Origin of the sequence: Pseudonocardia sp. UM4_GMWB1, assembly GCF_017312155.1 — a bacterium.
GTDB classification, from domain to species: Bacteria; Actinomycetota; Actinomycetes; order Mycobacteriales; family Pseudonocardiaceae; genus Pseudonocardia; species Pseudonocardia alni.
In genome coordinates, this window is record NZ_QJPN01000001.1 from 1359291 (window position 1) to 1379687 (window position 20397).

The window sequence follows — 20397 nt, forward strand, 5'->3', positions numbered from 1 at the left end:
TGAGCAGCGCCGCTTAGGGTGGTGCCCGTGCGTGACCTCGTGGAGATCGGGATGGGCCGGGAGGCCCGTCGTGCCTACGACCTCGACCAGATCGAGATCGTCCCGTCGCGGCGGACCCGCAGCTCGAAGGCCGTCTCGACGGCCTGGCAGCTCGACGCCTACCGCTTCGACATCCCGCTGCTGACCCACCCCACCGACGCGGTGGTGTCGCCGGACTCGGCGGTGCGGATCAGCGAGCTCGGCGGGCTGGGGGTGCTGAACGCGGAGGGCCTGTGGGCCCGGCACACCGACCCGAAGGGCGCGCTGGAGCGTGTCGTCGCGGCGGCGACCGGCGACGAGCCGGACTCCGCGGTGGCGCTGCTGCAGGAGCTGCACCAGGCCCCCATCCAGCAGGACCTGATCACCGAGGCGCTGCGCCCGCTGCGCGACGGCTCGCACACGGTGGCGGCGCGGGTCAGCCCGCAGCGCGCGCGTGAGCTCACCCCGGCGCTGCTCGCCGCGGGCGTCGAGATCCTCATCGTGCAGGGCACGATCATCTCCGCCGAGCACGTCTCGGACGGCGAGCCGCTCAACCTCAAGGACTTCATCGCCGAGCTGGACGTCCCGGTCGTCGCCGGCGGGGTGGGGGACTACCGCACCGCGCTGCACCTGATGCGCACCGGCGCCGCCGGCGTCATCGTCGGGTACGGGCAGTCCACCTCCACCACCACCGACGAGGTGCTGGGGGTCGGGGTCCCGATGGCGACCGCGATCGTCGACGCCGCGGCGGCCCGCCGCGACTACCTCGACGAGACCGGCGGCCGGTACGTGCACGTGATCGCCGACGGCGGCATCGGCACCTCCGGTGACATCGCCCGTGCCGTGGCCTGCGGCGCCGACGCGGTCATGCTCGGGGAGCAGCTGGCCGAGGCCGCGGAGGCCCCCGCGGGCGGGCTGTACTGGACCTCCTCGGCGGCGCACCCGTCGCTGCCGCGCTCGGAGGTCACCGGCCTCGCGCGGTCCGGGCGGACCCTGGAGCAGGTGCTGTTCGGGCCGACCGACAGCCCCTACGGCACGACGAACCTGTTCGGTGCGCTGCGGCGGGCGATGGCGAAGACCGGCTACTCCGACCTCAAGGAGTTCCAGCGGGTCGGGCTGAACCTGCGTACCTGAGTCACCCCTCGGCGGTCACGGCCGCCACGAACTCCGCGGCCCGCTCCCGCAGCCCGGCCCGTCGCTCGTCGACGGTCGTGCCGGGGGCCGGCTTGAGCGCGGCCGTCGCCGTCTCGACGCGGACGTGCTCGGCGCAGGCCAGGTCGGCGCAGATGTAGGTGCCGACGGTGTCGCCCTGGCGCCCCTTCGCGCCGCGGCGCGGGGCGGCGAACAGCGCGACCCCGCCGACGGTGTGGGTGGTCCGGCACAGCGCGCACATCGCCGCCGCGCGGGTGGCGCCGGTGGCGGCGCGCAGCACGACACCGGCCGGGCCGTCGTCGGTGGGGACCAGCAGCACCCCGCGGTCGGGGGCCTTCGGGTCACGCCAGCCGCGGACGTCGTCGAGCCGGTCGGGGTCCAGGTCGCGGACCCACGCGGGCAGGACCATCCGCGTCGCCTCCCCCTTGGAGCAGTTGGTGAGGGCGCGGCGGATCCGGGTCTCGGTCGGGCTGGTCACGGCGGGCCACGCTAGGCGCCTGTCGCCGCGCGGGTCGAGCGGGTTTCGCGCGGTAGGTTCGACGGCGACGCCGTCGTCAGCCAGGAGGAGCCCGCCGATGAGCCGCCCCACCGCCGGAGCCGCCATGGGCGGTGGACGAGCCTTCGTCGACGCGACCGGGACCCCGGTGCCGCTGCGCGGACCGGTCGTGCGGGTGGTGGCGACCGACCCCCGGGTGGGGGAGCTGCTGCTGGAGCTGGGCGCCCAGCTGGTCGGCTGCGCGGGGGCGCTCGACGGTGTCGACGCGGTCGGCGACGACCGCAGCCCGGACCCGCAGGCGGTGCGGGCGCTGCGCCCGGACGCGATCGTCACCGGGACCGCAGACGGCCGGTACGACCTGGCCGACCCGGCCCTGCTCGGACGGCTGCGCGACATCGCACCGACGGTCGCCGTCGACCTGGGGCGCCGCGCCGCGAGCGCCGCGGACCTGCGGGCGCTGCTCGGGTCGGTGCAGCCGCCGCCGCTGCGCTCGCGCGGGCGGCACGAGGACTGAGGCTCAGCCCGCCAGGACGGCGCGGACGCGGTCGGTGACGGCCGTCAGGTCGTCGCGCACCAGGTTCGCCTGCGCGGTGAAGACCGACAGCTGCGAGGGGTCCAGCGCGAGCGCCCCGGAGGTCCCCGCGGTGGCGGCGGCGGTGCCGTGGTCGAGCAGCGCGGTCCAGGACGTCTGCGCGACGGCGTCGGGCAAGGCGTCGTGGGCCCGTGCGGCGTCGATGGCGGCCTGCAGCCGCCCGCAGGCGACGGCGAGCGCCACCGCGTCCTGACGGCCCGCGGCGTCGGCGACGCGGGTGAAGCCGTCGCCGATCGCGGTGAGGTGGGTGAGCCCGCCGTTGTCGCGCCAGGCGGTCATCGCGACGACCGGGTCCCCGGCCCGCAGCCCGGTCCCGGCGGCGGACCCGACCAGCGACGCCGCGACGGCCTGCGGCAGCGGCGGGCCCTGCGGCACCGTCGCGCCGGAGGCGGTCACGGTCCGCGGGGTGGGCAGCGGCGAGGTCGCCGACGGGGTCATGATCAGGCCCGCGGCGGCGATCGCCGCGGTACCGGTGGCGGCGGCGCACAGGAACACCGGCAGGATCCGGGTCCGGAACGCGCGGGCCCGGGGGACGACCGCGGCCCCGGGAACCGGCTCCGCGGACTCCCGGACCGGCTCCGCGACCGCGGGCTCGTCGACGGGGGGCGCTGCGGGTGCCTGCGCCGGGGCGACCGGGGCCGGGCTCCCGCCGAGCAGCCCGGTGGTGCCGAGCGCCCCGAGGCCCAGCGCGTCCACCCCGAGCGCGCCGGTGCCGAGCGTGCCGGCGGCCGGGCGGGTCTCCTGCTCCGGCGCGGAGCGCTGGGCGGGGACGAGCGGCGCGGCGGTCGTGGTGGTGGCGCCGTCGACGGCCGGGTCGGCGGGGGTGTCGCCGGTGCCGGTGGTGTGGCCGGTCGGGGTGGTGGCCATCGGGGTGCCTCCAGGTCGTACGGTGCCGTCCTCCCCCCATCGGAGCAACCGGGCCTCGCCGTTACGCCGTACCGCCCGCGGCCGGCGGGGATCATCAGGATCGACGAGACGGTACGGACGACGGGTGACCTGGATCGCCCGTTTACCCTGGTCGTGTGCAGACCCCGACCGTCCTCGTCGTGGACTACGGCGCCCAGTACGCGCAGCTCATCGCCCGTCGCGTGCGCGAGGCGGACGTCTACTCCGAGATCGTGCCCGCGTCCCTGCCCGTCGCCGAGATCGTGGCCCGCGAGCCCGCCGCGGTGATCCTCTCCGGCGGCCCCGCGAGCGTGTACGCCGACGGCGCCCCCGCGGTCGACCCGGCGCTGTTCGAGGCCGGCATCCCGGTGTTCGGCATGTGTTACGGCTTCCAGGCGATGGCCCGGGCGCTGGGCGGCGAGGTCGCCCACGACGGCACCCGCGAGTACGGCCGCACCGAGGTCGCGCTGACCGGTACCCCCGGCACGCTGCACGAGGGCCTGCCCCGCACGCACCCGGTGTGGATGAGCCACGGCGACTCGGTGACCGCCGCCCCCGCGGGATTCACCGTCACCGCGTCGACCGACCGGGTCGCGGTCGCCGCGTTCGAGGACACCGACCGGCGTCTGGCCGGCGTGCAGTACCACCCCGAGGTCGGGCACTCGCCGCACGGCCAGGAGGTGCTGCGCCGGTTCCTGCACGACATCGCGGGCATCCGCCCGTCCTGGACGACGGCGTCGATCATCGACGAGACCGTCGAGGCGATCCGTGCCCAGGTCGGCGACGGCCGCGCGATCTGCGGGCTGTCCGGCGGGGTCGACTCCGCCGTCGCCGCCGCGCTCGTCCAGCGCGCCATCGGTGACCGGCTGACCTGCGTGTTCGTCGACCACGGGCTGATGCGGTCCGGGGAGCGCGAGCAGGTCGAGAAGGACTTCGTCGCCGCCACCGGCGCGACCCTGCACGTCGCCGAGGCCGCCGACCGGTTCCTCGAGGCGCTCGCCGGGGTCACCGAGCCCGAGCAGAAGCGCAAGATCATCGGCCGGGAGTTCATCCGGGTCTTCGAGACGGCCACGGCGGAGGTGGTCGCCGACCACCACGTCGGGTTCCTGGTCCAGGGGACGCTCTACCCCGACGTCGTCGAGTCCGGTGGCGGCGACGGCACCGCGGTGATCAAGAGCCACCACAACGTCGGCGGTCTGCCCGACGACATCGAGTTCGACCTGGTCGAGCCGCTGCGCGCGCTGTTCAAGGACGAGGTCCGGATGGTCGGTGCCGAGCTGGGGCTGCCCGAGGTCATCGTCGCCCGCCAGCCGTTCCCCGGCCCCGGCCTGGGCATCCGCATCATCGGCGAGGTCACCCGCGACCGGCTGGAGACGCTGCGGGCCGCGGACGCGATCGCCCGCGAGGAGCTGACCGCCGCCGGGCTGGACCGCGAGATCTGGCAGTGCCCGGTGGTGCTGCTGGCCGACGTCCGCAGCGTCGGTGTGCAGGGTGACGGCCGCACCTACGGCCACCCGATCGTCCTGCGCCCGGTGTCCAGCGAGGACGCGATGACCGCGGACTGGACCCGGCTGCCCTACGACGTCGTCGAGCGGATCTCCACCCGGATCACCAATGAGGTGTCCGAGGTCAACCGGGTCGTCATCGACGTCACGAGCAAGCCCCCGGGCACCATCGAATGGGAGTGACGGGGGCCTGACGTAACAGGGGCGGGGCCGATGTCTCGGCCCCGCCCCGGCCAGCCCGGGCCTCGCGGTGTCCGACCCCCGTCGGACACCGCTGCCACGCGGGCGGCGGCGGGTCCGGCGGTGCTCCCCAGCCCGCCGGCTCCCGTGATGACCCTTCAGTCGTCCGATGCGGCCCGGGAGTTACGCACACTCGCCATCAGGAATGCGATCCCTGCCACAACGGCGGTCCCGGCGAGCACCCAGCGCAGGTCGACGACCTCCCACGGGGCGATCCCGAGGACCCCGCACACCGCGACCAGCAGCGACAGGACCCCGGCGACGAGGGCGAACGGGTCGGCGCGACGGGCGAGCGAGCTATCCACGGGTGACCTCCACGGTTCCCAGCTCGGCCCGCAGGTCGAGCTCCAGCACCCGGCCACCGGGTCCGTCCGGGCCGGGGTCGTTCACGGTCAGGTCCACGTCCTGCCCGGTGCGGGTCTGCCCGTCGACGGTCAGGTCGCCGGTGCCCACCGAGCTGCGGACGAGCAGGTCGGCGTCGCGCGGGACGCGGATCTCCACCGCGCCCGCGCCGACCTCGGCCCGGGTGCGGACCGGTCCGGTCGCGCCGGGCGTCGCGGTGAGGTCGAGGCGGGTCAGGTCGAGCTGGACCGCACCGGTGCCGCGCCGGTACTCCGGGGCGAGCTGCGCGACGGTCGCGGGGGCCTCGACGGTCTCCCCGATGCCGCCGCGCACGGCCCAGCCGTCGGGTCCGACGGCGTCGTTGAGCGGGATGGTGGCCGCCGTGACGAGCGCGAGCAGCACCGCGAACGGCACCAGCCAGCGTCCGGCGCGCCGCAGCGCGCCGACGACCAGCCCGGCCCCGACGACGGCGAGCGCGGCCCCGGGGACGGCCGAGGCCGGCACCGCACCCGGTGCGGCCAGGGCGAGCACCCCCACCATCCCGGCGACGACGAGCGACACGGCCAGCGTGATCGGTGTGAGCGTCGAGCGGGGCGCCGGGGGCGGACCCGGCTCCGGTCCCGGTTCGGGCAGGTCCCAGGCGAACGGTGCGGCGCCGAGCGGGTCCCAGGCCGGTGGCGTCACCTGCGCCACGGTGGGGGCGTGCGGGTCCGCGACCCACGGCACCACGGGTGTCGGCGACGCGGCGGCCTCCCGGGCCCCGGGCCGGTTCCCCCGGGTCACGTGCAGCGCGACGAGCAGCGCGACGGTGACGACGGCGGGGATGACGCGGTCGGCGGACAGCACCAGCGGGACGGCCAGCAGCGCGGCCAGGACCAGCAGCGTCACCGACAGCGCCGACGACGGTCCGCTGCGCGGCGGGACCGGGCTGCCGGGCGGGCCGGCGTCCGGCAGGACCGCGCAGCCCGCCAGGTAGAGCGGGATGCCGGGGCCCACGATCGCGGCGACGACGAACCCGACCCGGACCAACGTCGGGTCGATCTCGTAGCGGCGCGCGATCGCGGCGGACACCCCGGCGAGCTTGCGGTCGTCGCGCGGACGCAGGGGCCGGGAGTCCCACATGTCGCGCATGGTGTTCCGGGCCGTCGACGACGCCGACGGTGGTCGGCCGCTCCCGGGCAGCTGCGTCTGGTTCATGGCGTCGAGCCTGCCGTCCGGGCGGGCCCCGGCGTCTCGGGGAGAACCCCGAGAGGACCCCGGTCCCGATCCCGAGGGGATCCGGCGCGGGTCGTGTGACGATGGGGTCGTGAACAGCTCGGACCCCTCGACCGGTACCGCACCGGGGGCGGCGGACGCGCCGACGCGGCCCACCGACGCTCCGTGGGCGGCCCCGTCGCCCGGTGCCGCGCTGCCCGGCGCCGCCGCACCCGGGGCGACCGTGTCCGGAGCTGCCGGGCCCGGGGCCGACGGGGGACCGGGGCCGACGGTGCCCGTGCCCGCCGGCCCGGTGCCCCCGCCGCCCGGGGAGACCGTCTCCCCGCGGCCGGGCGGCCCGGTACCGCCGCGCCCCGGTGCACGCGTCCCGCTGGCCCGGCGCCGCTCCGGCCGGATGGTCGGCGGCGTCGCGGGCGGGGTGGCCGACCACCTCGGCGTCGACGTCCGCTGGATCCGGGCGGCCTTCGTCGCGCTGACCCTGCTCGGCTGGGCGGGGGTCCTGGCCTACGGCCTGCTGTGGGTGTTCCTGCGGCAGGAGGCCGCCGTCGTCGAGCGGACCGTCACCCGGTCCGAACGCCTCCAGGCCGCCGGGCTGCTGACGCTGGGGCTGGGGTTGTCGCTGGTCGCGGCGACCTCGGGTTCGGCCGTGCTCGGCTGGATCGCCGGCCCGCTGGGGCTGGCGACGGTCGGTGCGGCCGTCGTGTGGCGGGAGGCCGACGAGGCGCAGCGACGGCGGTGGGCGCGCGACGCCCGCAGCCGCGTCACGGGCGGTCGTGCGGCGCTGGCCCGCACCGTGCTCGGCGCCGCGCTCGTCCTGACCGGGCTGGCGGTGTTCCTGCTCGGCAACCTGGACCTGAGCCAGGTGCGGTTCGGGATCCTCGCGGCGCTGGCGACGCTGCTGGGCGTCGCGGTCCTCACCGTCCCCTGGTGGGTACGGCTGGTGCGCGACCTCGGCGAGGAGCGCCGGGCCCGCGCGGTCGCCGCCGAGCGCGCCGAGATCGCCGCGCACCTGCACGACTCGGTGCTGCAGACCCTCGCGCTGATCCAGCGCCAGTCCGGCGACCCGCGCGAGGTGCAGCGGCTGGCCCGCGGCCAGGAGCGGGAGCTGCGTGCCTGGCTCTACGGGCCGGGCGGACGCGCCCGGGGCGGCGGCGGCAGCCCGGACGCCGTGGAGACGCTGCTGTCGGCGGCGATCACGCGCGTCGCGGGCGAGGTGGAGGACACCTACGCGGTGGCCGTCGGCCCGGTGCTGGTCGGTGACGCCGAGCTCGACGACGACCTGCGCGCCCTGGTGCTGGCGGCACGCGAGGCGATGGTGAACGCGGCGAAGCACTCGGGGACGTCCGAGGTCGACGTCTACGTCGAGGTCGAGCCCTCCTCGGACGAGGGGCCGGGCGCGGCCGAGGTGTTCGTGCGGGACCGCGGCACCGGTTTCGACCCGGATGCGGTGTCCGACGACCGGCACGGCCTCGCGGACTCGGTGCACGCCCGGATGCGCCGCCACGGCGGCACGGTCCGGATCCGCACCGGGGCCGGGGAGGGTACGGAGGTGCGGCTGTCGATGCCGCTGACGGAGAAGGAGACGGCATGACCACCGCCGACGTGCCGGGGACACCGGCCGGTCCGGGCGACACCGGTATCCGGGTCTACCTGGTCGACGACCACGCGTTGTTCCGGTCCGGCGTGCGCGCCGAGCTGGACCGTGGCGACGGGCGCAGCCCCGTGCTGGAGGTCGTCGGTGAGGCGGGCTCCGTCGACGAGGCGGTGGCCGGCGTCGGGCACCTCGCGCCGGACGTGGTGCTGCTCGACGTGCACATGCCCGGCGGCGGGGGCGCGGAGATCCTGCGCCGGGCGCGCGCAGCGGGCACGGAGTCGGTGTTCCTGGCACTGTCGGTGTCCGACGCCGCGGAGGACGTCATCTCGGTGATCCGGTCCGGCGCGCGCGGCTACGTCACGAAGACGATCTCGGGCCGGGACCTCGCCGACGCCGTGCGACGCGTACGGGCCGGTGACGCGGTCTTCTCACCACGCCTGGCCGGGTTCGTGCTGGACGCGTTCTCCGACCGGCCCGGTGCGGCACCGCCGGTGGACCCGGAGATCGACCAGCTGACCAAGCGGGAGCGGGACGTGCTGCGGCTGCTGGCCCGCGGCTACGCCTACAAGGAGATCGCGAAGGAGCTGTTCATCTCGGTGAAGACGGTGGAGACCCACGTGTCGAGCGTGCTGCGCAAGACGCAGACGTCGAACCGGCACGAGCTGTCCCGCTGGGCTTCCGACAGGAGGCTCGTGTAGGTCGCGCAGCGACCGGAGCGTGCCGGAAGGAGCATCGGCACGGACAGGAGGCTCGTGTAGGTCGCGCAGCGACCGGAGCGTGCCGGAAGGAGCGTCGGTACGGACCGTCGGCCGGTCCGACACGGCACGTGCGCCGGCACCGACACGGCCCCGGTCCCCGCTGTGCGGGGGCCGGGGCCGTCGTCGTGGGTGCGGCGTCAGCCGCCCAGCAGCCCGCCCGCGCCCTTCGTGACGCCGCCGAGCACCCCGCCGACCGGTTCGGTCACGCCGGACAGGGTGCCCCCGACCGGCTCGGTCACCGTGCCGGCCACCTGCCCCACGGGCTTCGTGACGGCCTGCAGCGGCTGGGTGGCGTCCGAGGACGAGGAGCCGGTGTCCGCGGTGGCCTTCTTCGCGGAGGTGTCGAGGAGCCCGGTGACCGGCTCGGCCGCCTTCAGGACCGGGCCGGTGAGCGGCTCGGTGCTCCTGAGGACGGGCTCGGTGACCGGCGACAGCGCGCCGAGCACCGGCGTCGTCACCGGCTCGAGGGTGTCGGTGAGGGGCCGGGTGACGGGCTTGACCGCGTTCGTCACCGGGCGGACGGCCTCGGTCACGGGGGACACGGCACCGCCGAGGGTCTTCCCGACCGGCGCCGCGGCCTGCGCGACCGGGGCGACGACGCCACCGACGGCGTCCCCGACCGGGCGGACGTTCTCGGTGACGTCCTGGATCGGGCCGGTGCTGGTCCCGCCGCGCGACGGCGACGTGCCGGTCACGGGCTCGAGGATGTTGCCCGCGGACGGCCGGTCCGGGTTGTTGATCGGGGCGACGATCGGGGCGAGCGGCGAGCCCGTCCCACCGGAGCCGCGCGGAGCCGGGACCGTCGGCGACGACGGGGACCCGGTGCCCGGGTTCCCGGTCGAGGGCGAGGTGGGCGTGCGGGGCGCGGGGACCGCGACGGCGGGCCCGGCGGCGGTGCCCGGGGCGCGGCCCGCCGCGACGGCCTGCGCCGGCTGCTGCGGACCGAAGGCGACGGCCATCCAGTCGGTGGCGCCGGGGGCGGTGGCGGGCGCGTCCGGCAGCGGCGAGCTCAGTGCCACGTTCGCCGGGAGGTACTGGGCGGGCAGCGTGTCCGGGGTGTCGCCCGCGGTGGGCAGGCCGAAGCCGGGGAACAGGCCGTCGGCGGCGGCGCGCGCGTCGGAGTTCTCGGTGCCGACGCCGTTGTAGAGCGCCGCGCCGAGCACGGAGCCCGCGGCGAGCAGCGCGCCGGCGACCACACCGGCGCGACGGCGCCCCGACACCTGACGGCCGGTCCAGCCGTCGGCGCCGGCCGCGGCGCGGGGCTGCGGGAGGTCGATGTCCGGCCAGCCGCCCGGGGCACCCGCGGCGGCGATGTCACCGGCCGACGCGGCGTCGGCGGCCGCACCGTCGGCCACCGGGGGACGCCCCTCACGGCGCAGCAGGTCTCCGACGGACAGGACGGGCCCGGTGAGCGGCCCCGCACCGTCGGAGGACGCGTGGGATGCACGCGAGTGACGCGCCAGCAGTTCGGCGACGCTCACCACGTCGCGGGGCCCGGTGGCGCCGGGGGCGCCGGGGAGCGGGGCTCCGGCAGGTGTGTCGGTCACGGCCGCACGTCCTCCTTCGGGTCATTTCGACCCGGGAAGATGTACCGGAAAGAGCCCTCTATCCCCAAGTGATCACACTCCGCTCGTCGCAGGTCACCCGATCGGGTGGTTCCCGTTCATCGGCCGTATCCGACCGCTCGGCCTGCTCGTTGCCTCGCAAGGCAACCACTGCGCAAGCCTGCCCCGACCTGAACCCCAGGTGGGGCCCGTGTGGGCGTGTCGCCCTGTGTACTGCGCGTGAATCGCCGAGCGGTCGCCGCTCCGGCCCCCGTCGCCGGGCGCGACCGGGTGTCACACGGTCGTCAACGGCCGCCGAGACGTCCGCGGCCCAGCCGCAGCAGCATCATCGCCAGCTCGCGGCCCTCGGGGCCGAGGTCGGCGAACCGGTCCAGCACCGCCATCTCGCGGCTGTAGACGATGCGCGGTCCGCCCGCGGCCATGCGGGCGGCGCCGATGCGCTTCGAGACCTCGGTGCGGCGGAGGATCGCGTCGAGGATCTCGGCGTCGAGCCGGTCGATCTCCCGGCGCAGCTGTTCGATCTCGGGGTCTGCTCCGGTGCGCACCTCGGTGCTCGTGCCGGAGCTCGGCTGCGGGGCTGCGGGGTCGGTCACGGTCATGGTCTCCTCGTCTCGGTCACGGGCCGTCGGGACCGAGGACATACGAACGCCCCGGGTCCGTCGGACTCCGGGGCGTGCGGGTGGCGTCTGGGCTCAGACGAGCGGCGCAGCGGGAACCGGGGTCCGGTACCCGTAGCGAAATCGCCCGTCGTGAGCCACGCGGCGAGTGTAGACCACCCGGCGCACCGGGCCGCCGTGGTTTCCGGGACCGGCGACGCCGGAGCGGGGTCGTCGGACCCCCGGCGTACCGTGTTCGACACGATGAGTGCGCTGTTCGAACTCCCCGGGACGGGCCCCGCCGCTGCCGCCGAGCCGACGACGGCCCAGGGCCGCCGCCTGCTGGACGGCCTGAACGACCGCCAGCGGGAGGCCGTGACGCATGCGGGTTCACCGCTGCTGATCGTCGCCGGAGCGGGGTCGGGGAAGACCCGCGTGCTCACCCACCGGATCGGCTGGCTGCTCGCCGAGCGCGGGGTGCACCCCGGCGAGGTCATGGCGATCACCTTCACCAACAAGGCCGCGGCCGAGATGAAGGAGCGCGTCGACGCCCTCGTCGGACGCCGCTCCGGGCCGATGTGGGTGTCCACCTTCCACTCCATGTGCGTGCGGATCCTCCGGCGCGAGGCCAAGCACCTCGGCGTGCGCAGCGCCTTCTCCGTCTACGACGCCGACGACACCCGCCGCCTCGTCGGCATCGTCGGGCGTGACCTGGAGCTCGACCCGAAGAAGTTCGCCCCGCGCGCACTGGCCGCCCAGATCTCCAACCTGAAGAACGAGCTCGTCTCGCCGGACGAGGCCGCCGAGCGCGCCGCCACCGACCACGAGCGGCGCATCGCCGAGGTCTACGGCGTCTACCAGTCGCGGCTGCGCCAGGCGAACGCCTTCGACTTCGACGACCTGATCATGGAGACGGTCTCGCTGCTGGACCGGCTGCCGGCCGTCGCCGAGTACTACCGGCGCCGCTTCCGGCACGTCATGGTCGACGAGTACCAGGACACCAACCACGCCCAGTACGAGCTGGTCCGCCAGCTCGTCGCGCCGGCCACGGCGAACGGGCGTCCCGGCGAGCTGTGCGTCGTCGGTGACTCGGACCAGTCGATCTACGCCTTCCGCGGCGCGAACATCCGCAACATCATCGAGTTCGAGCAGGACTTCCCGGACGCGCGGACCATCCTGCTGGAGCAGAACTACCGCTCGACCCAGACGATCCTGTCCGCGGCGAACGCGGTGATCGCCCGCAACCCGGAGCGGCGGGACAAGCGGCTGTGGTCCGACTCGGGCGACGGCGAGCGCGTCGTCGGCTACGTCGCGGACAACGAGCACGACGAGGCGTCGTTCGTCGCCCGCGAGATCGATCGGCTCGTCGACACCGGCGAGTACCGCAACTCCGACATCGCGGTGTTCTACCGGACCAACAACCAGTCCCGCGTCTTCGAGGACGTGTTCCTGCGGGTCGGGCTGCCCTACAAGGTCGTCGGCGGGGTGCGGTTCTACGAGCGCCGCGAGATCCGCGACGCGCTGGCCTACCTGCGGGTGCTGTCCAACCCGGAGGACACGGTCAGCCTGCGCCGGATCCTCAACGTGCCCAAGCGCGGCATCGGGGACCGGGCCGAGGCCGTCGTCGCCGAGTACGCCGAGCGCGAGCGCACCTCGTTCGCCCGCGCGCTGCGCGCCGCCGCCGAGGAGCCGCAGCGGCTTCCCGCCCTGGCGACGCGCTCGCAGAAGAACATCGCCGGGTTCGTGCGGATGCTCGACGAGCTGCGCGAGCTCGTCGAGCGCGGCGACGACACCGCCGAGGTCCTCGAGGCCGTCTACGCGCGCACCGGCTATCTGGAGGAGTTGCAGGCGTCGGAGGACCCGCAGGACGGCACCCGGATGGACAACCTCGCCGAGCTCGTCACGGTGGCGCGGGAGTTCGCGGGGGACGCCGCCGTCGCGGACCTGGCGCCGGACGGCGGGGCCGCGATCGGTTCCGGTGCCGCCCCCGCCGACGGGGCATCCGACGGCGCGGCCCCCGAGGGTGAGGCCGACACCTACGACGACACCCCCGACGGTGTCCCGGAGCCCGGCTCGCTGGCCGCGTTCCTGGAGCGCGTCGCGCTCGTCGCGGACGCGGACTCCATCCCCGACGACGACTCCGGCGTGGTCACGATGATGACCCTGCACACGGCGAAGGGCCTCGAGTTCCCGGTGGTCTTCCTGACGGGCTGGGAGGACGGGATCTTCCCCCACCTGCGCACCCTCGGGGACCCCAAGGAGCTCGCCGAGGAGCGCCGGCTGGCCTACGTCGGGATCACCCGCGCGGAGAAGCGGCTCTACCTGTCCCGGGCGATCGTCCGGTCCGCGTTCGGGCAGCCCAGCACCAACCCGGCGTCGCGCTTCCTCGACGAGGTGCCCCCGTCGCTGCTCGACTGGCGGCGCACCGAGGAGCAGCTCGCCGCACAGCGGCCGTCGGCGCCGGTGGGGCGGTTCGGGTTCGGGAAGCGGCCGCAGGCGACCGATCGCGGGAGCTGGAAGGTCCCGGAGAGGTCGCTGAACAACCAGTCGCTGCACCTCGACGTCGGGGACCGGGTCAACCACGACAAGTACGGCCTGGGCACCGTCGTCGCGGCCGACGGCATCGGCCCGCGCGCGACGGTGACGATCGACTTCGGCTCGGGCGGGACGGTCCGGCTGATGCTGATCGGCGGCGTCCCGATGCAGAAGCTGTAGACCTCAGTCGTCGTCGCGGTCCTGCGTCGCGGCCTCGGCCGGGGTCAGCACCTTCACCGACCCGAACGCCCCGACGACGTGCACGTCCACCGCCCGGTCGCCCGGCGCGGCGCACGCCGTCGGGCAGTCGGTCGAGCCGAACACCGTGAACCCGGAGACGTCCGCCCGGACGCCGTCGGGCACCACGACCTCGACCGAGCCGAACAGCAGCACCCCGCCCACCCGCGGGGCATCGGCCTGGACCCCGATCGTGCGGGACCCGAACACCGTCACGCCGTCGGTCAGCGGCAGCACCTGCGACCCGCCCCAGACGGCGGCGACGACCAGCGCGGCCGTGGCGAGGATCCCGCCGGCGCGCCGCCCGGCGGCCGCGGCGAAGTCGCCGGTCGGTGCCGGAGCCGGGAGGGCCGTGGTCGGCGCCTGCTCGACGGCGGCGGTGTCGGCCGGGAGGTCGCGGGTCAACGGCTCGAGGTCGGCGCGGGTGCGGGCCGCCCAGGCCTTCGCCGAGCGTTCCTCGTACTCGGGCAGGGACAGCCGTCCCTCGCCGTGCGCGCGCTGCAGCCGGGCGTCGACCGCCCGTCGCTCGCCGTCCCCCACCCGGTACGCCGACTCGTCCGCCACCCGGCCATTCTGGACCGTCCGGGCGGGGCCGGGGAGCGGCGCCCGCCGATCAGGCGTCGCGCGAGCCCGTCGCCGCGGTGACGTCGAGGCCGCGTGCGGCCAGCCACGGCAGCGGGTTGATCTTGGTGCCGTCCGGCTCCCACACCTCGAGGTGCAGGTGCGGGCCGGTGGACTGGCCGCGGTTGCCGACCTCGGCGATCTCGTCGCCGGCCTCGACCTGCTGGCCCTCCTGCACGAACGACCGGTTGATGTGGCCGTAGACGGTGCTGGTGCCGTCGGGGTGCTTGAGCACCACCCACATCCCGAAGCCGCTGGCGGGGCCGGACTTCTCCACGACGCCGTCGGTCAGGGCGAAGATCGGGGTGCCGATCGGGGCGGCGAGGTCGATGCCCTTGTGCTGCACGCCCCAGCGGGCGCCGAAGCCGGAGGTGAACCGGCCGGCCGTCGGCATGACCAGTGCCTCGCCGTTGTACATGACCGCCTTCGGGGCGCCGTGCGACATCGCGGTCGTCACGGCCCGCTCCAGCTGGGCGGCCTCGCGGCCCATCCGGGCGGCCTTCGTCAGGTTGGCGACGTCGACCTTCGAGGTGGAGTCCAGGTCGGGCAGCGACGCGGCCTGCGCGGAGAGCTGCTCGCCGCCGATCGCGGAGGTGTCCATCGGGGCGGTCGTGTCGGCCGGGCGGGTGTCGCTGGACACCGGCAGCATCGCCGAGGCGGCGAGCCGGGCGTAGGACTCCTCGACCGCGGCCTCACCGCCCCAGCCGGGCACCCCGAGGGCACCGGCGACCGTCTGACCGGCCGCGACCAGGGCACCGCCGGCCGCCGCGGCGACGGTCACACGGGTACGCGAGACCACCGGCGGGGGAGCCGGGAGCGCCGGGAGCCGGTGACCGACCGGCGGCACAGGGGGGAGCGTGCCGGGCCGGGCCTCCGGTCGCGTGGCGCCGCTGGGGAAGCGGTGGCGCGACAAGACTGCCCTTCTGGTGTTCAGGGCGCCGCGGGCCGTTCGGCGGTGATCGTCGGAGTGGGGGCTCCGTCGGGGGATGGCGTCGTTCGGGGCGACACCGATCACCGTGACCGGTCCGTGACGTGGACAACGCGACGGTAACCCGGGCCCCGCCGAGCGGCAACGGCGGCCCGCCGCGCGGTTGCGGACGGTCGTGGATCATCGACGACCGGTCGGGCGGTCGGCGACGCGACGGCGAACGGAGGGTCCCGTTCCCCCGCCCGGACCGGACGCTCAGGCGCCTTCGGCGGCGTGCCGGCCGACCAGCCGCAGCGACCCGCGCAGCCGCCGGTCGCGCACCCGGTCGTGCTCGCGCCGCTCCGCCTCCCCGCGGGCCAGCGTGCTCGCCACGAAGTGCACGGTGCGCCGGTCCACCGGCAGCGCGAGATGGCCCACGTCGTCGAGCTCCAGCTCGGTGACGTCGAGGTCCGGGTGACGCAGCCGGGAGTTCCGCTGCGGGACGATGATCTCGTCCATGCGCGACCAGACCACCAGGAACCGGGTCCGACAGCCGGGGGCCGGTTCGTCCAGCTCGCGCAGGATCGCGGAGCCGGGGCAGAGCTGGCGGCACAGCGGCAGCGGTGCGATCCGGGCCAGGTTGCTGCCCGAGTGCGGGCTGCCGAGCGTCGCCAGGGTGTCGACGACGGCGTCGCCCCCCATCCGCTGCACGTAGTAGCGGGCGATCACCCCGCCGAGGGAGTGCCCGACGATGTGCACCCGGTCCGACCCGGTGGCCTCGCGCAGCCGTTCGACATGGCCGCGCAGCTCGTGCGCCGCGGTGCGGACGTCGTCGGTGAACAGGCTGTAGTTGATGGCGTGCACCACCCCGAAGCCGCGCCGGCGCAGCTCGTGGGCGAACACGGTGAACACCGAGCGGTTGTCCATGATGCCGTGGACCAGCAGGATCGGCGTCCCGGCGGCGGTGGGGTCGGCGACGACCAGGCTGCGCTTGACCGGCGGCAGGCTGTCGGTGCGCCAATGGCCGTGCGGCCGGACGGTCTCCTCGGCCAGCCCGATCGGGTACAGCGCCAGGTGCGCGGCCAGCCAGGCGCCCTCCAGCGCCAGCCCGCGCAGTCCCGCACGCGAGGTGAAGGTCCGCGCGGCGTAACCCGCCGCCTGCCCGAGATCGGACGTCGCGGCCGTCACTGTCGACAGCGCCCCGTCGGCGATCGCGCGCAGGCGAGCGCCTCCGGGTAGCGACGTCGCCATGTCCGAAAGGTAAGGCAGGTCACAGGATTCCGCTGTGTCGCGGGACGATCGGTGGCCCCGATCACTCGGTCGGTCGATCTGAATCGAGCACTGCGCCGACGGGGTGACAGCGGTCACCGGCCCAGGTCAGGACCGGTGCGCGCGGCGTGGCTAGGCTCCCCGACGCAGCATCACCGACGTCCGCGACCGCTGCCGCCCGCCACCTGTGCGGGGCGCGCCCGGAGAACGAGCCGGGGTCGCGCCGGTCGCGGCGAGAGCGAAGTGGAGCGGGAGAGCCGAGTGGACCTCTACGAGTACCAGGCGAAGGACCTCTTCGCCGCGCACGGAGTCCCGGTGCTGCCGGGCCGGACCGTGGACAACGCCGCCGACGCGGCGGCCGCGGCGGCCGAGCTGGGCACCGCCGTCGTGGTCAAGGCACAGGTCAAGACCGGTGGTCGGGGCAAGGCCGGCGGCGTGAAGCTGGCCGAGAACGCCGACGAGGCCAAGGAGAAGGCCGAGGCCATCCTGGGCCTCGACATCAAGGGCCACACCGTGCACCAGGTCCTGGTCACCGAGGCCAGCGACATCGCCGAGGAGTACTACTTCTCCTTCCTGCTGGACCGGTCCAACCGCACCTTCCTGGCCATGTGCTCGGCCGAGGGCGGCATGGAGATCGAGCAGCTGGCCGTCGAGCGCCCGGACGCGCTGGCCCGGATCGCCGTCGACCCGATCGCCGGTGTCGACAAGGCCAAGGCCGACGAGATCGTCGCCGCGGGCAAGATCCCGGCCGCCGTCGCCGACGAGGCCGCGAACGTGATCGTGAAGCTCTGGGAGACCTTCGTCTCCGAGGACGCGACGCTGGTCGAGGTCAACCCGCTGGTCCGTGACCCGCAGGACAAGGTGATCGCCCTCGACGGCAAGGTCACCCTGGACACCAACGCCGACTTCCGGCACCCGCAGCACGCGGACCTGGTCGACGAGCGCACCGAGAACCCGCTCGAGGCGAAGGCCAAGGCCAAGGGCCTCAACTACGTCAAGCTCGACGGCGGCCAGGTCGGCATCATCGGCAACGGCGCGGGGCTCGTCATGAGCACCCTCGACGTCGTCGCCTACGCCGGCGAGGCGCACGGCGGGGTCAAGCCCGCCAACTTCCTCGACATCGGCGGCGGCGCCTCGGCGCAGGTGATGGCCGACGGCCTGGACGTCATCCTGGGTGACGACGAGGTCAAGAGCGTCTTCGTCAACGTCTTCGGCGGCATCACCGCCTGCGACGCGGTCGCCAACGGCATCGTCGAGGCCCTCAAGATCCTGGGCGACGACGCGACCAAGCCGCTGGTCGTCCGCCTGGACGGCAACAACGTCGAGGAGGGTCGTCAGATCCTCGCCGACGCGAACCACCCGCTCGTCACCGTGGTGGGCACGATGGACGACGCGGCAGCCAAGGCCGCCGAGCTCGCGAACGCTGGAGCCTGAGACATGTCGATCTTCCTCAACGAGAACAGCAAGGTCATCGTCCAGGGCATCACGGGCGGCGAGGGCACCAAGCACGCCACCAAGATGCTCGCCGCCGGGACGAACATCGTGGGTGGTGTGAACGCCCGCAAGGCCGGGACCACGCACACCATCGGCGACAAGGACGTCACCGTGTACGGCACGGTGGAGGAGGCGATCAAGGAGACCGGCGCCGACGTGTCGGTCATCTTCGTCCCGCCGAAGTTCGCCAAGGACGCCGTGATCGAGGCCATCGACGCCGAGATCCCGCTGGCCGTCGTCATCACCGAGGGCATCCCGGTGCACGACTCGGCGTACTTCTGGGCGCACGCGGTCGCCACGGGCAACAAGACCCGGATCATTGGCCCGAACTGCCCCGGCATCATCTCGCCCGGCAAGTCCAACGCGGGCATCATCCCGGCGAACATCGCCGGCGCGGGCAGGATCGGCCTGGTGTCGAAGTCCGGCACGCTGACCTACCAGATGATGTACGAGCTGCGTGAGTTCGGCTTCTCCACCGCCATCGGCATCGGCGGCGACCCGGTCATCGGCACCACCCACATCGACGCCCTCGAGGCGTTCGAGGCGGACCCCGAGACCGAGGCCATCGTGATGATCGGTGAGATCGGTGGCGACGCCGAGGAGCGCGCCGCGGACTTCATCAAGGCCAACGTCACCAAGCCGGTCGTCGGCTACGTCGCGGGCTTCACCGCCCCCGAGGGCAAGACGATGGGCCACGCCGGCGCGATCGTGTCCGGCTCGGCCGGTACCGCGCAGGCCAAGAAGGAGGCCCTCGAGGCCGCCGGTGTCAAGGTCGGCAAGACGCCGTCCGAGACCGCCGCGCTGATGAAGGAGATCCTCTCCGCCTGATCGGAGATCGGGTCGCACGTCCGACGCGCGGGCCCCGGGAACTTCTCCCGGGTGCCCGCGCGTCGTGCTGTGTGCACCAGGTGCGCCTCACCCGGCCGTGTCGGGGGCATCGGCTAGCGTGCGGTGCAGCGAGTCCGTCCGTCACACGGGAGTGGTCGTCATGTCGAGCAACGAGCCCGGGTCCGTCCCGGCTCCGGAGCAGGCCGCGCCCGCTCCGACGGTGCGGGTCGCCGTCCTGGCGGGGGCCGTGCTGGCCCTGCTGGCACTGGTCCTGACCTTCTTCGACGTCACCACCGGGCTGTTCCCGGTCGCGATGGTCGTCGCCGGTGGCGTCGCGGGCGCCCTGACCCTGTTGCCCGGCACCGGGCGCACCCTGGTCGCGGGCGTGGTCCTGTCGACGACGGGGGCGCTGACGATGCTGCTGCTCCTGGCCGGCACCGGCACCGGGGCGGTCGGCGGCACGCTCGGCTGGGTCGTGTTCGTGGTCGCGCTGCTCGCCGCCGCCGCACTGCTCTACGCCCAGCTCCTCCTGTCCGGCGTCGTCTCCGCCCCCGCGCCGCGGGCGCAGCGCCCGTCGCACGTCGGGCAACCCGGCTGGGGCCCCGGCCCCGGCCAGGTCCCGCCGGGCCGGCAGCCGCCCTGGATGCCGCAGCAGCCCTACGGCGCGGGCCAGCCGGGTGCCGCGGCCCCGTACGGTGCGGCCTCCGGTGCGACGCCCTACGGCGCGGACCCCTACGCCTCGGGCCAGTACGGCGCGAGCCCCTACGCCGCCCAGCCCGGAGCGGCCCCGTACGCCCCCGGCCAGCCGGGTGCGGGACAGTACGGCGCGGGACAGTACGGCGCGGGACAGCACGTCGCGGGGCAGCCCGGTGCGGGACAGCACGGTGTCGCCCAGCCGGGCGCCGGCCAGTACGGCGCCGGTCAGTACGGAGCGGGCCAGTACGGCGCCGCCCACGGTGCGGCGCAGTCCGGTGCGGCGCAGTCCGGTGCGGTGCAGCCCGGCGCGGATCACGCCGGTGCCGCCGCGTACGGCGCCCCCGGTGCGGTGCCCGCGGCGTCGCAGCCCCCCGCCGGGCAGTACCCGGGGCAGTCCGGGGCCCACGGCGCGCCCGAGGTGCCCGGGGCACAGGACCGGACCGGCGACGACGCGGGCCGTCACGCGGTCGGCGGCGGCACCCCGCAGGCCGACGCGGCACCGCACCCGCCGTCCGGCGCGGGCGGTGCCTTCTCCGGGGTGTCCTACGGCGACCGCGCCGCCGCGGTGACCGGCGCGCCGGGAGGCGAGCAGGCCCCGCCCCCGACCACCCCCTACACGGCGGGCGCGGGCGGTACCGGGGACGACGTGGATGTCACCCGCCCCTCCGCGATCCCCGGCTCCGGCTCCGCCCCGGCGCCCGGCGAGCAGACCGAGCGCCCCGCGGCCCCGGCGTCCGGTGACGACGAGGCCACCCGCACCTTCCGGCCCGGCGGTGACGGCTCCGCCTGAGCGGAGGGAACCGTGGGCCCCGGCACGTCGCGGCGTGCCTTCCCCTCCCGGGCCGCGTTCGC

General features: G+C 75.2%; 18 protein-coding genes. 9 read left to right on the top strand and 9 right to left on the bottom strand.

The features are described from left to right. Positions 1–27 precede the first annotated feature (27 nt). Positions 28–1152 carry a GuaB3 family IMP dehydrogenase-related protein gene (locus tag DMP15_RS06710; protein WP_073576429.1) on the top strand — a complete coding sequence of 375 codons (1125 nt, stop codon included), beginning with the start codon at positions 28–30 and terminating at the stop codon, positions 1150–1152. Between the two features lies 1 nt (position 1153). On the opposite strand, the gene DMP15_RS06715 is transcribed toward DMP15_RS06710, so the two are convergent. After that, positions 1154–1648 (bottom strand): FBP domain-containing protein, encoded by a 495-nt coding sequence (locus DMP15_RS06715; RefSeq protein WP_073576428.1) that lies wholly within the window; start codon positions 1646–1648, stop codon positions 1154–1156. Between the two features lie 97 nt (positions 1649–1745). On the opposite strand from DMP15_RS06715, the gene DMP15_RS06720 reads away from it, so the two are divergent. After that, positions 1746–2180 (top strand): hypothetical protein, encoded by a 435-nt coding sequence (locus DMP15_RS06720; RefSeq protein WP_157818339.1) that lies wholly within the window; start codon positions 1746–1748, stop codon positions 2178–2180. 3 nt (positions 2181–2183) lie between these two features. On the opposite strand, the gene DMP15_RS06725 is transcribed toward DMP15_RS06720, so the two are convergent. Then, complete coding sequence (locus DMP15_RS06725; RefSeq protein ID WP_337825550.1) at positions 2184–3125, bottom strand: hypothetical protein; 942 nt, start codon at positions 3123–3125, stop codon at positions 2184–2186. A gap of 155 nt (positions 3126–3280) precedes the next feature. On the opposite strand from DMP15_RS06725, the gene guaA reads away from it, so the two are divergent. Next, the gene (guaA, locus tag DMP15_RS06730) at positions 3281–4831 is read left to right on the top strand and encodes a glutamine-hydrolyzing GMP synthase (protein WP_073576425.1); all 1551 of its coding nucleotides are present in this window, start codon (positions 3281–3283) and stop codon (positions 4829–4831) included. 155 nt (positions 4832–4986) lie between these two features. Here the strand turns inward: guaA and DMP15_RS06735 are convergent, their stop codons facing one another. After that, complete coding sequence (locus tag DMP15_RS06735; protein ID WP_100878710.1) at positions 4987–5193, bottom strand: hypothetical protein; 207 nt, start codon at positions 5191–5193, stop codon at positions 4987–4989. Continuing rightward, positions 5186–6427, bottom strand: a complete 1242-nt coding sequence (locus DMP15_RS06740) for a PspC domain-containing protein (RefSeq protein WP_337825551.1) — start codon at positions 6425–6427, stop codon at positions 5186–5188. Before DMP15_RS06740 ends, DMP15_RS06735 begins: the two co-directional genes overlap by 8 nt. A gap of 289 nt (positions 6428–6716) precedes the next feature. Here DMP15_RS06740 and DMP15_RS06745 point away from each other — a divergent pair, with 289 nt between their 5' ends. After that, positions 6717–8036, top strand: a complete 1320-nt coding sequence (locus DMP15_RS06745; RefSeq protein WP_435827703.1) for an ATP-binding protein — start codon at positions 6717–6719, stop codon at positions 8034–8036. After that, positions 8033–8737: a LuxR C-terminal-related transcriptional regulator gene (locus tag DMP15_RS06750; RefSeq protein ID WP_073576423.1), complete on the top strand. Its 705-nt coding sequence runs from the start codon at positions 8033–8035 to the stop codon at positions 8735–8737. The genes DMP15_RS06745 and DMP15_RS06750 overlap by 4 nt, the downstream gene beginning before the upstream one ends. Positions 8738–8934: 197 nt before the next feature. On the opposite strand, the gene DMP15_RS06755 is transcribed toward DMP15_RS06750, so the two are convergent. Then, positions 8935–10344 carry a hypothetical protein gene (locus DMP15_RS06755; protein ID WP_073576422.1) on the bottom strand — a complete coding sequence of 470 codons (1410 nt, stop codon included), beginning with the start codon at positions 10342–10344 and terminating at the stop codon, positions 8935–8937. Between the two features lie 302 nt (positions 10345–10646). After that, entirely contained in the window at positions 10647–10907 is a 261-nt protein-coding gene (locus DMP15_RS06760) for a chorismate mutase (protein ID WP_149663792.1), read from the bottom strand. A gap of 315 nt (positions 10908–11222) precedes the next feature. Between DMP15_RS06760 and DMP15_RS06765 the strand changes: the two genes are divergently transcribed. Then, a complete protein-coding gene (locus DMP15_RS06765) occupies positions 11223–13673 on the top strand; it encodes a UvrD-helicase domain-containing protein (protein WP_073576851.1) in 2451 nt (816 codons plus the stop codon). A gap of 3 nt (positions 13674–13676) precedes the next feature. Here the strand turns inward: DMP15_RS06765 and DMP15_RS06770 are convergent, their stop codons facing one another. From DMP15_RS06770 to DMP15_RS06780, 3 genes are all read right to left on the bottom strand, one after another. After that, positions 13677–14294: a DUF1707 SHOCT-like domain-containing protein gene (locus tag DMP15_RS06770; protein ID WP_073576421.1), complete on the bottom strand. Its 618-nt coding sequence runs from the start codon at positions 14292–14294 to the stop codon at positions 13677–13679. Positions 14295–14343: 49 nt separating this feature from the next. Beyond that, complete coding sequence (locus DMP15_RS06775; RefSeq protein WP_304580149.1) at positions 14344–15132, bottom strand: M23 family metallopeptidase; 789 nt, start codon at positions 15130–15132, stop codon at positions 14344–14346. A 402-nt stretch (positions 15133–15534) separates the two neighbouring features. Further along, complete coding sequence (locus DMP15_RS06780) at positions 15535–16509, bottom strand: esterase/lipase family protein (protein WP_073576420.1); 975 nt, start codon at positions 16507–16509, stop codon at positions 15535–15537. 261 nt (positions 16510–16770) lie between these two features. Here DMP15_RS06780 and sucC point away from each other — a divergent pair, with 261 nt between their 5' ends. From sucC to DMP15_RS06795, 3 genes are all read left to right on the top strand, one after another. Continuing rightward, entirely contained in the window at positions 16771–17961 is a 1191-nt protein-coding gene (sucC, locus tag DMP15_RS06785; RefSeq protein WP_337825553.1) for an ADP-forming succinate--CoA ligase subunit beta, read from the top strand. Between the two features lie 3 nt (positions 17962–17964). Continuing rightward, positions 17965–18849 carry a succinate--CoA ligase subunit alpha gene (gene sucD, locus DMP15_RS06790; RefSeq protein ID WP_073576419.1) on the top strand — a complete coding sequence of 295 codons (885 nt, stop codon included), beginning with the start codon at positions 17965–17967 and terminating at the stop codon, positions 18847–18849. A 160-nt stretch (positions 18850–19009) separates the two neighbouring features. Further along, entirely contained in the window at positions 19010–20335 is a 1326-nt protein-coding gene (locus DMP15_RS06795) for a DUF5336 domain-containing protein (RefSeq protein ID WP_139282873.1), read from the top strand. Positions 20336–20397 lie beyond the last annotated feature (62 nt).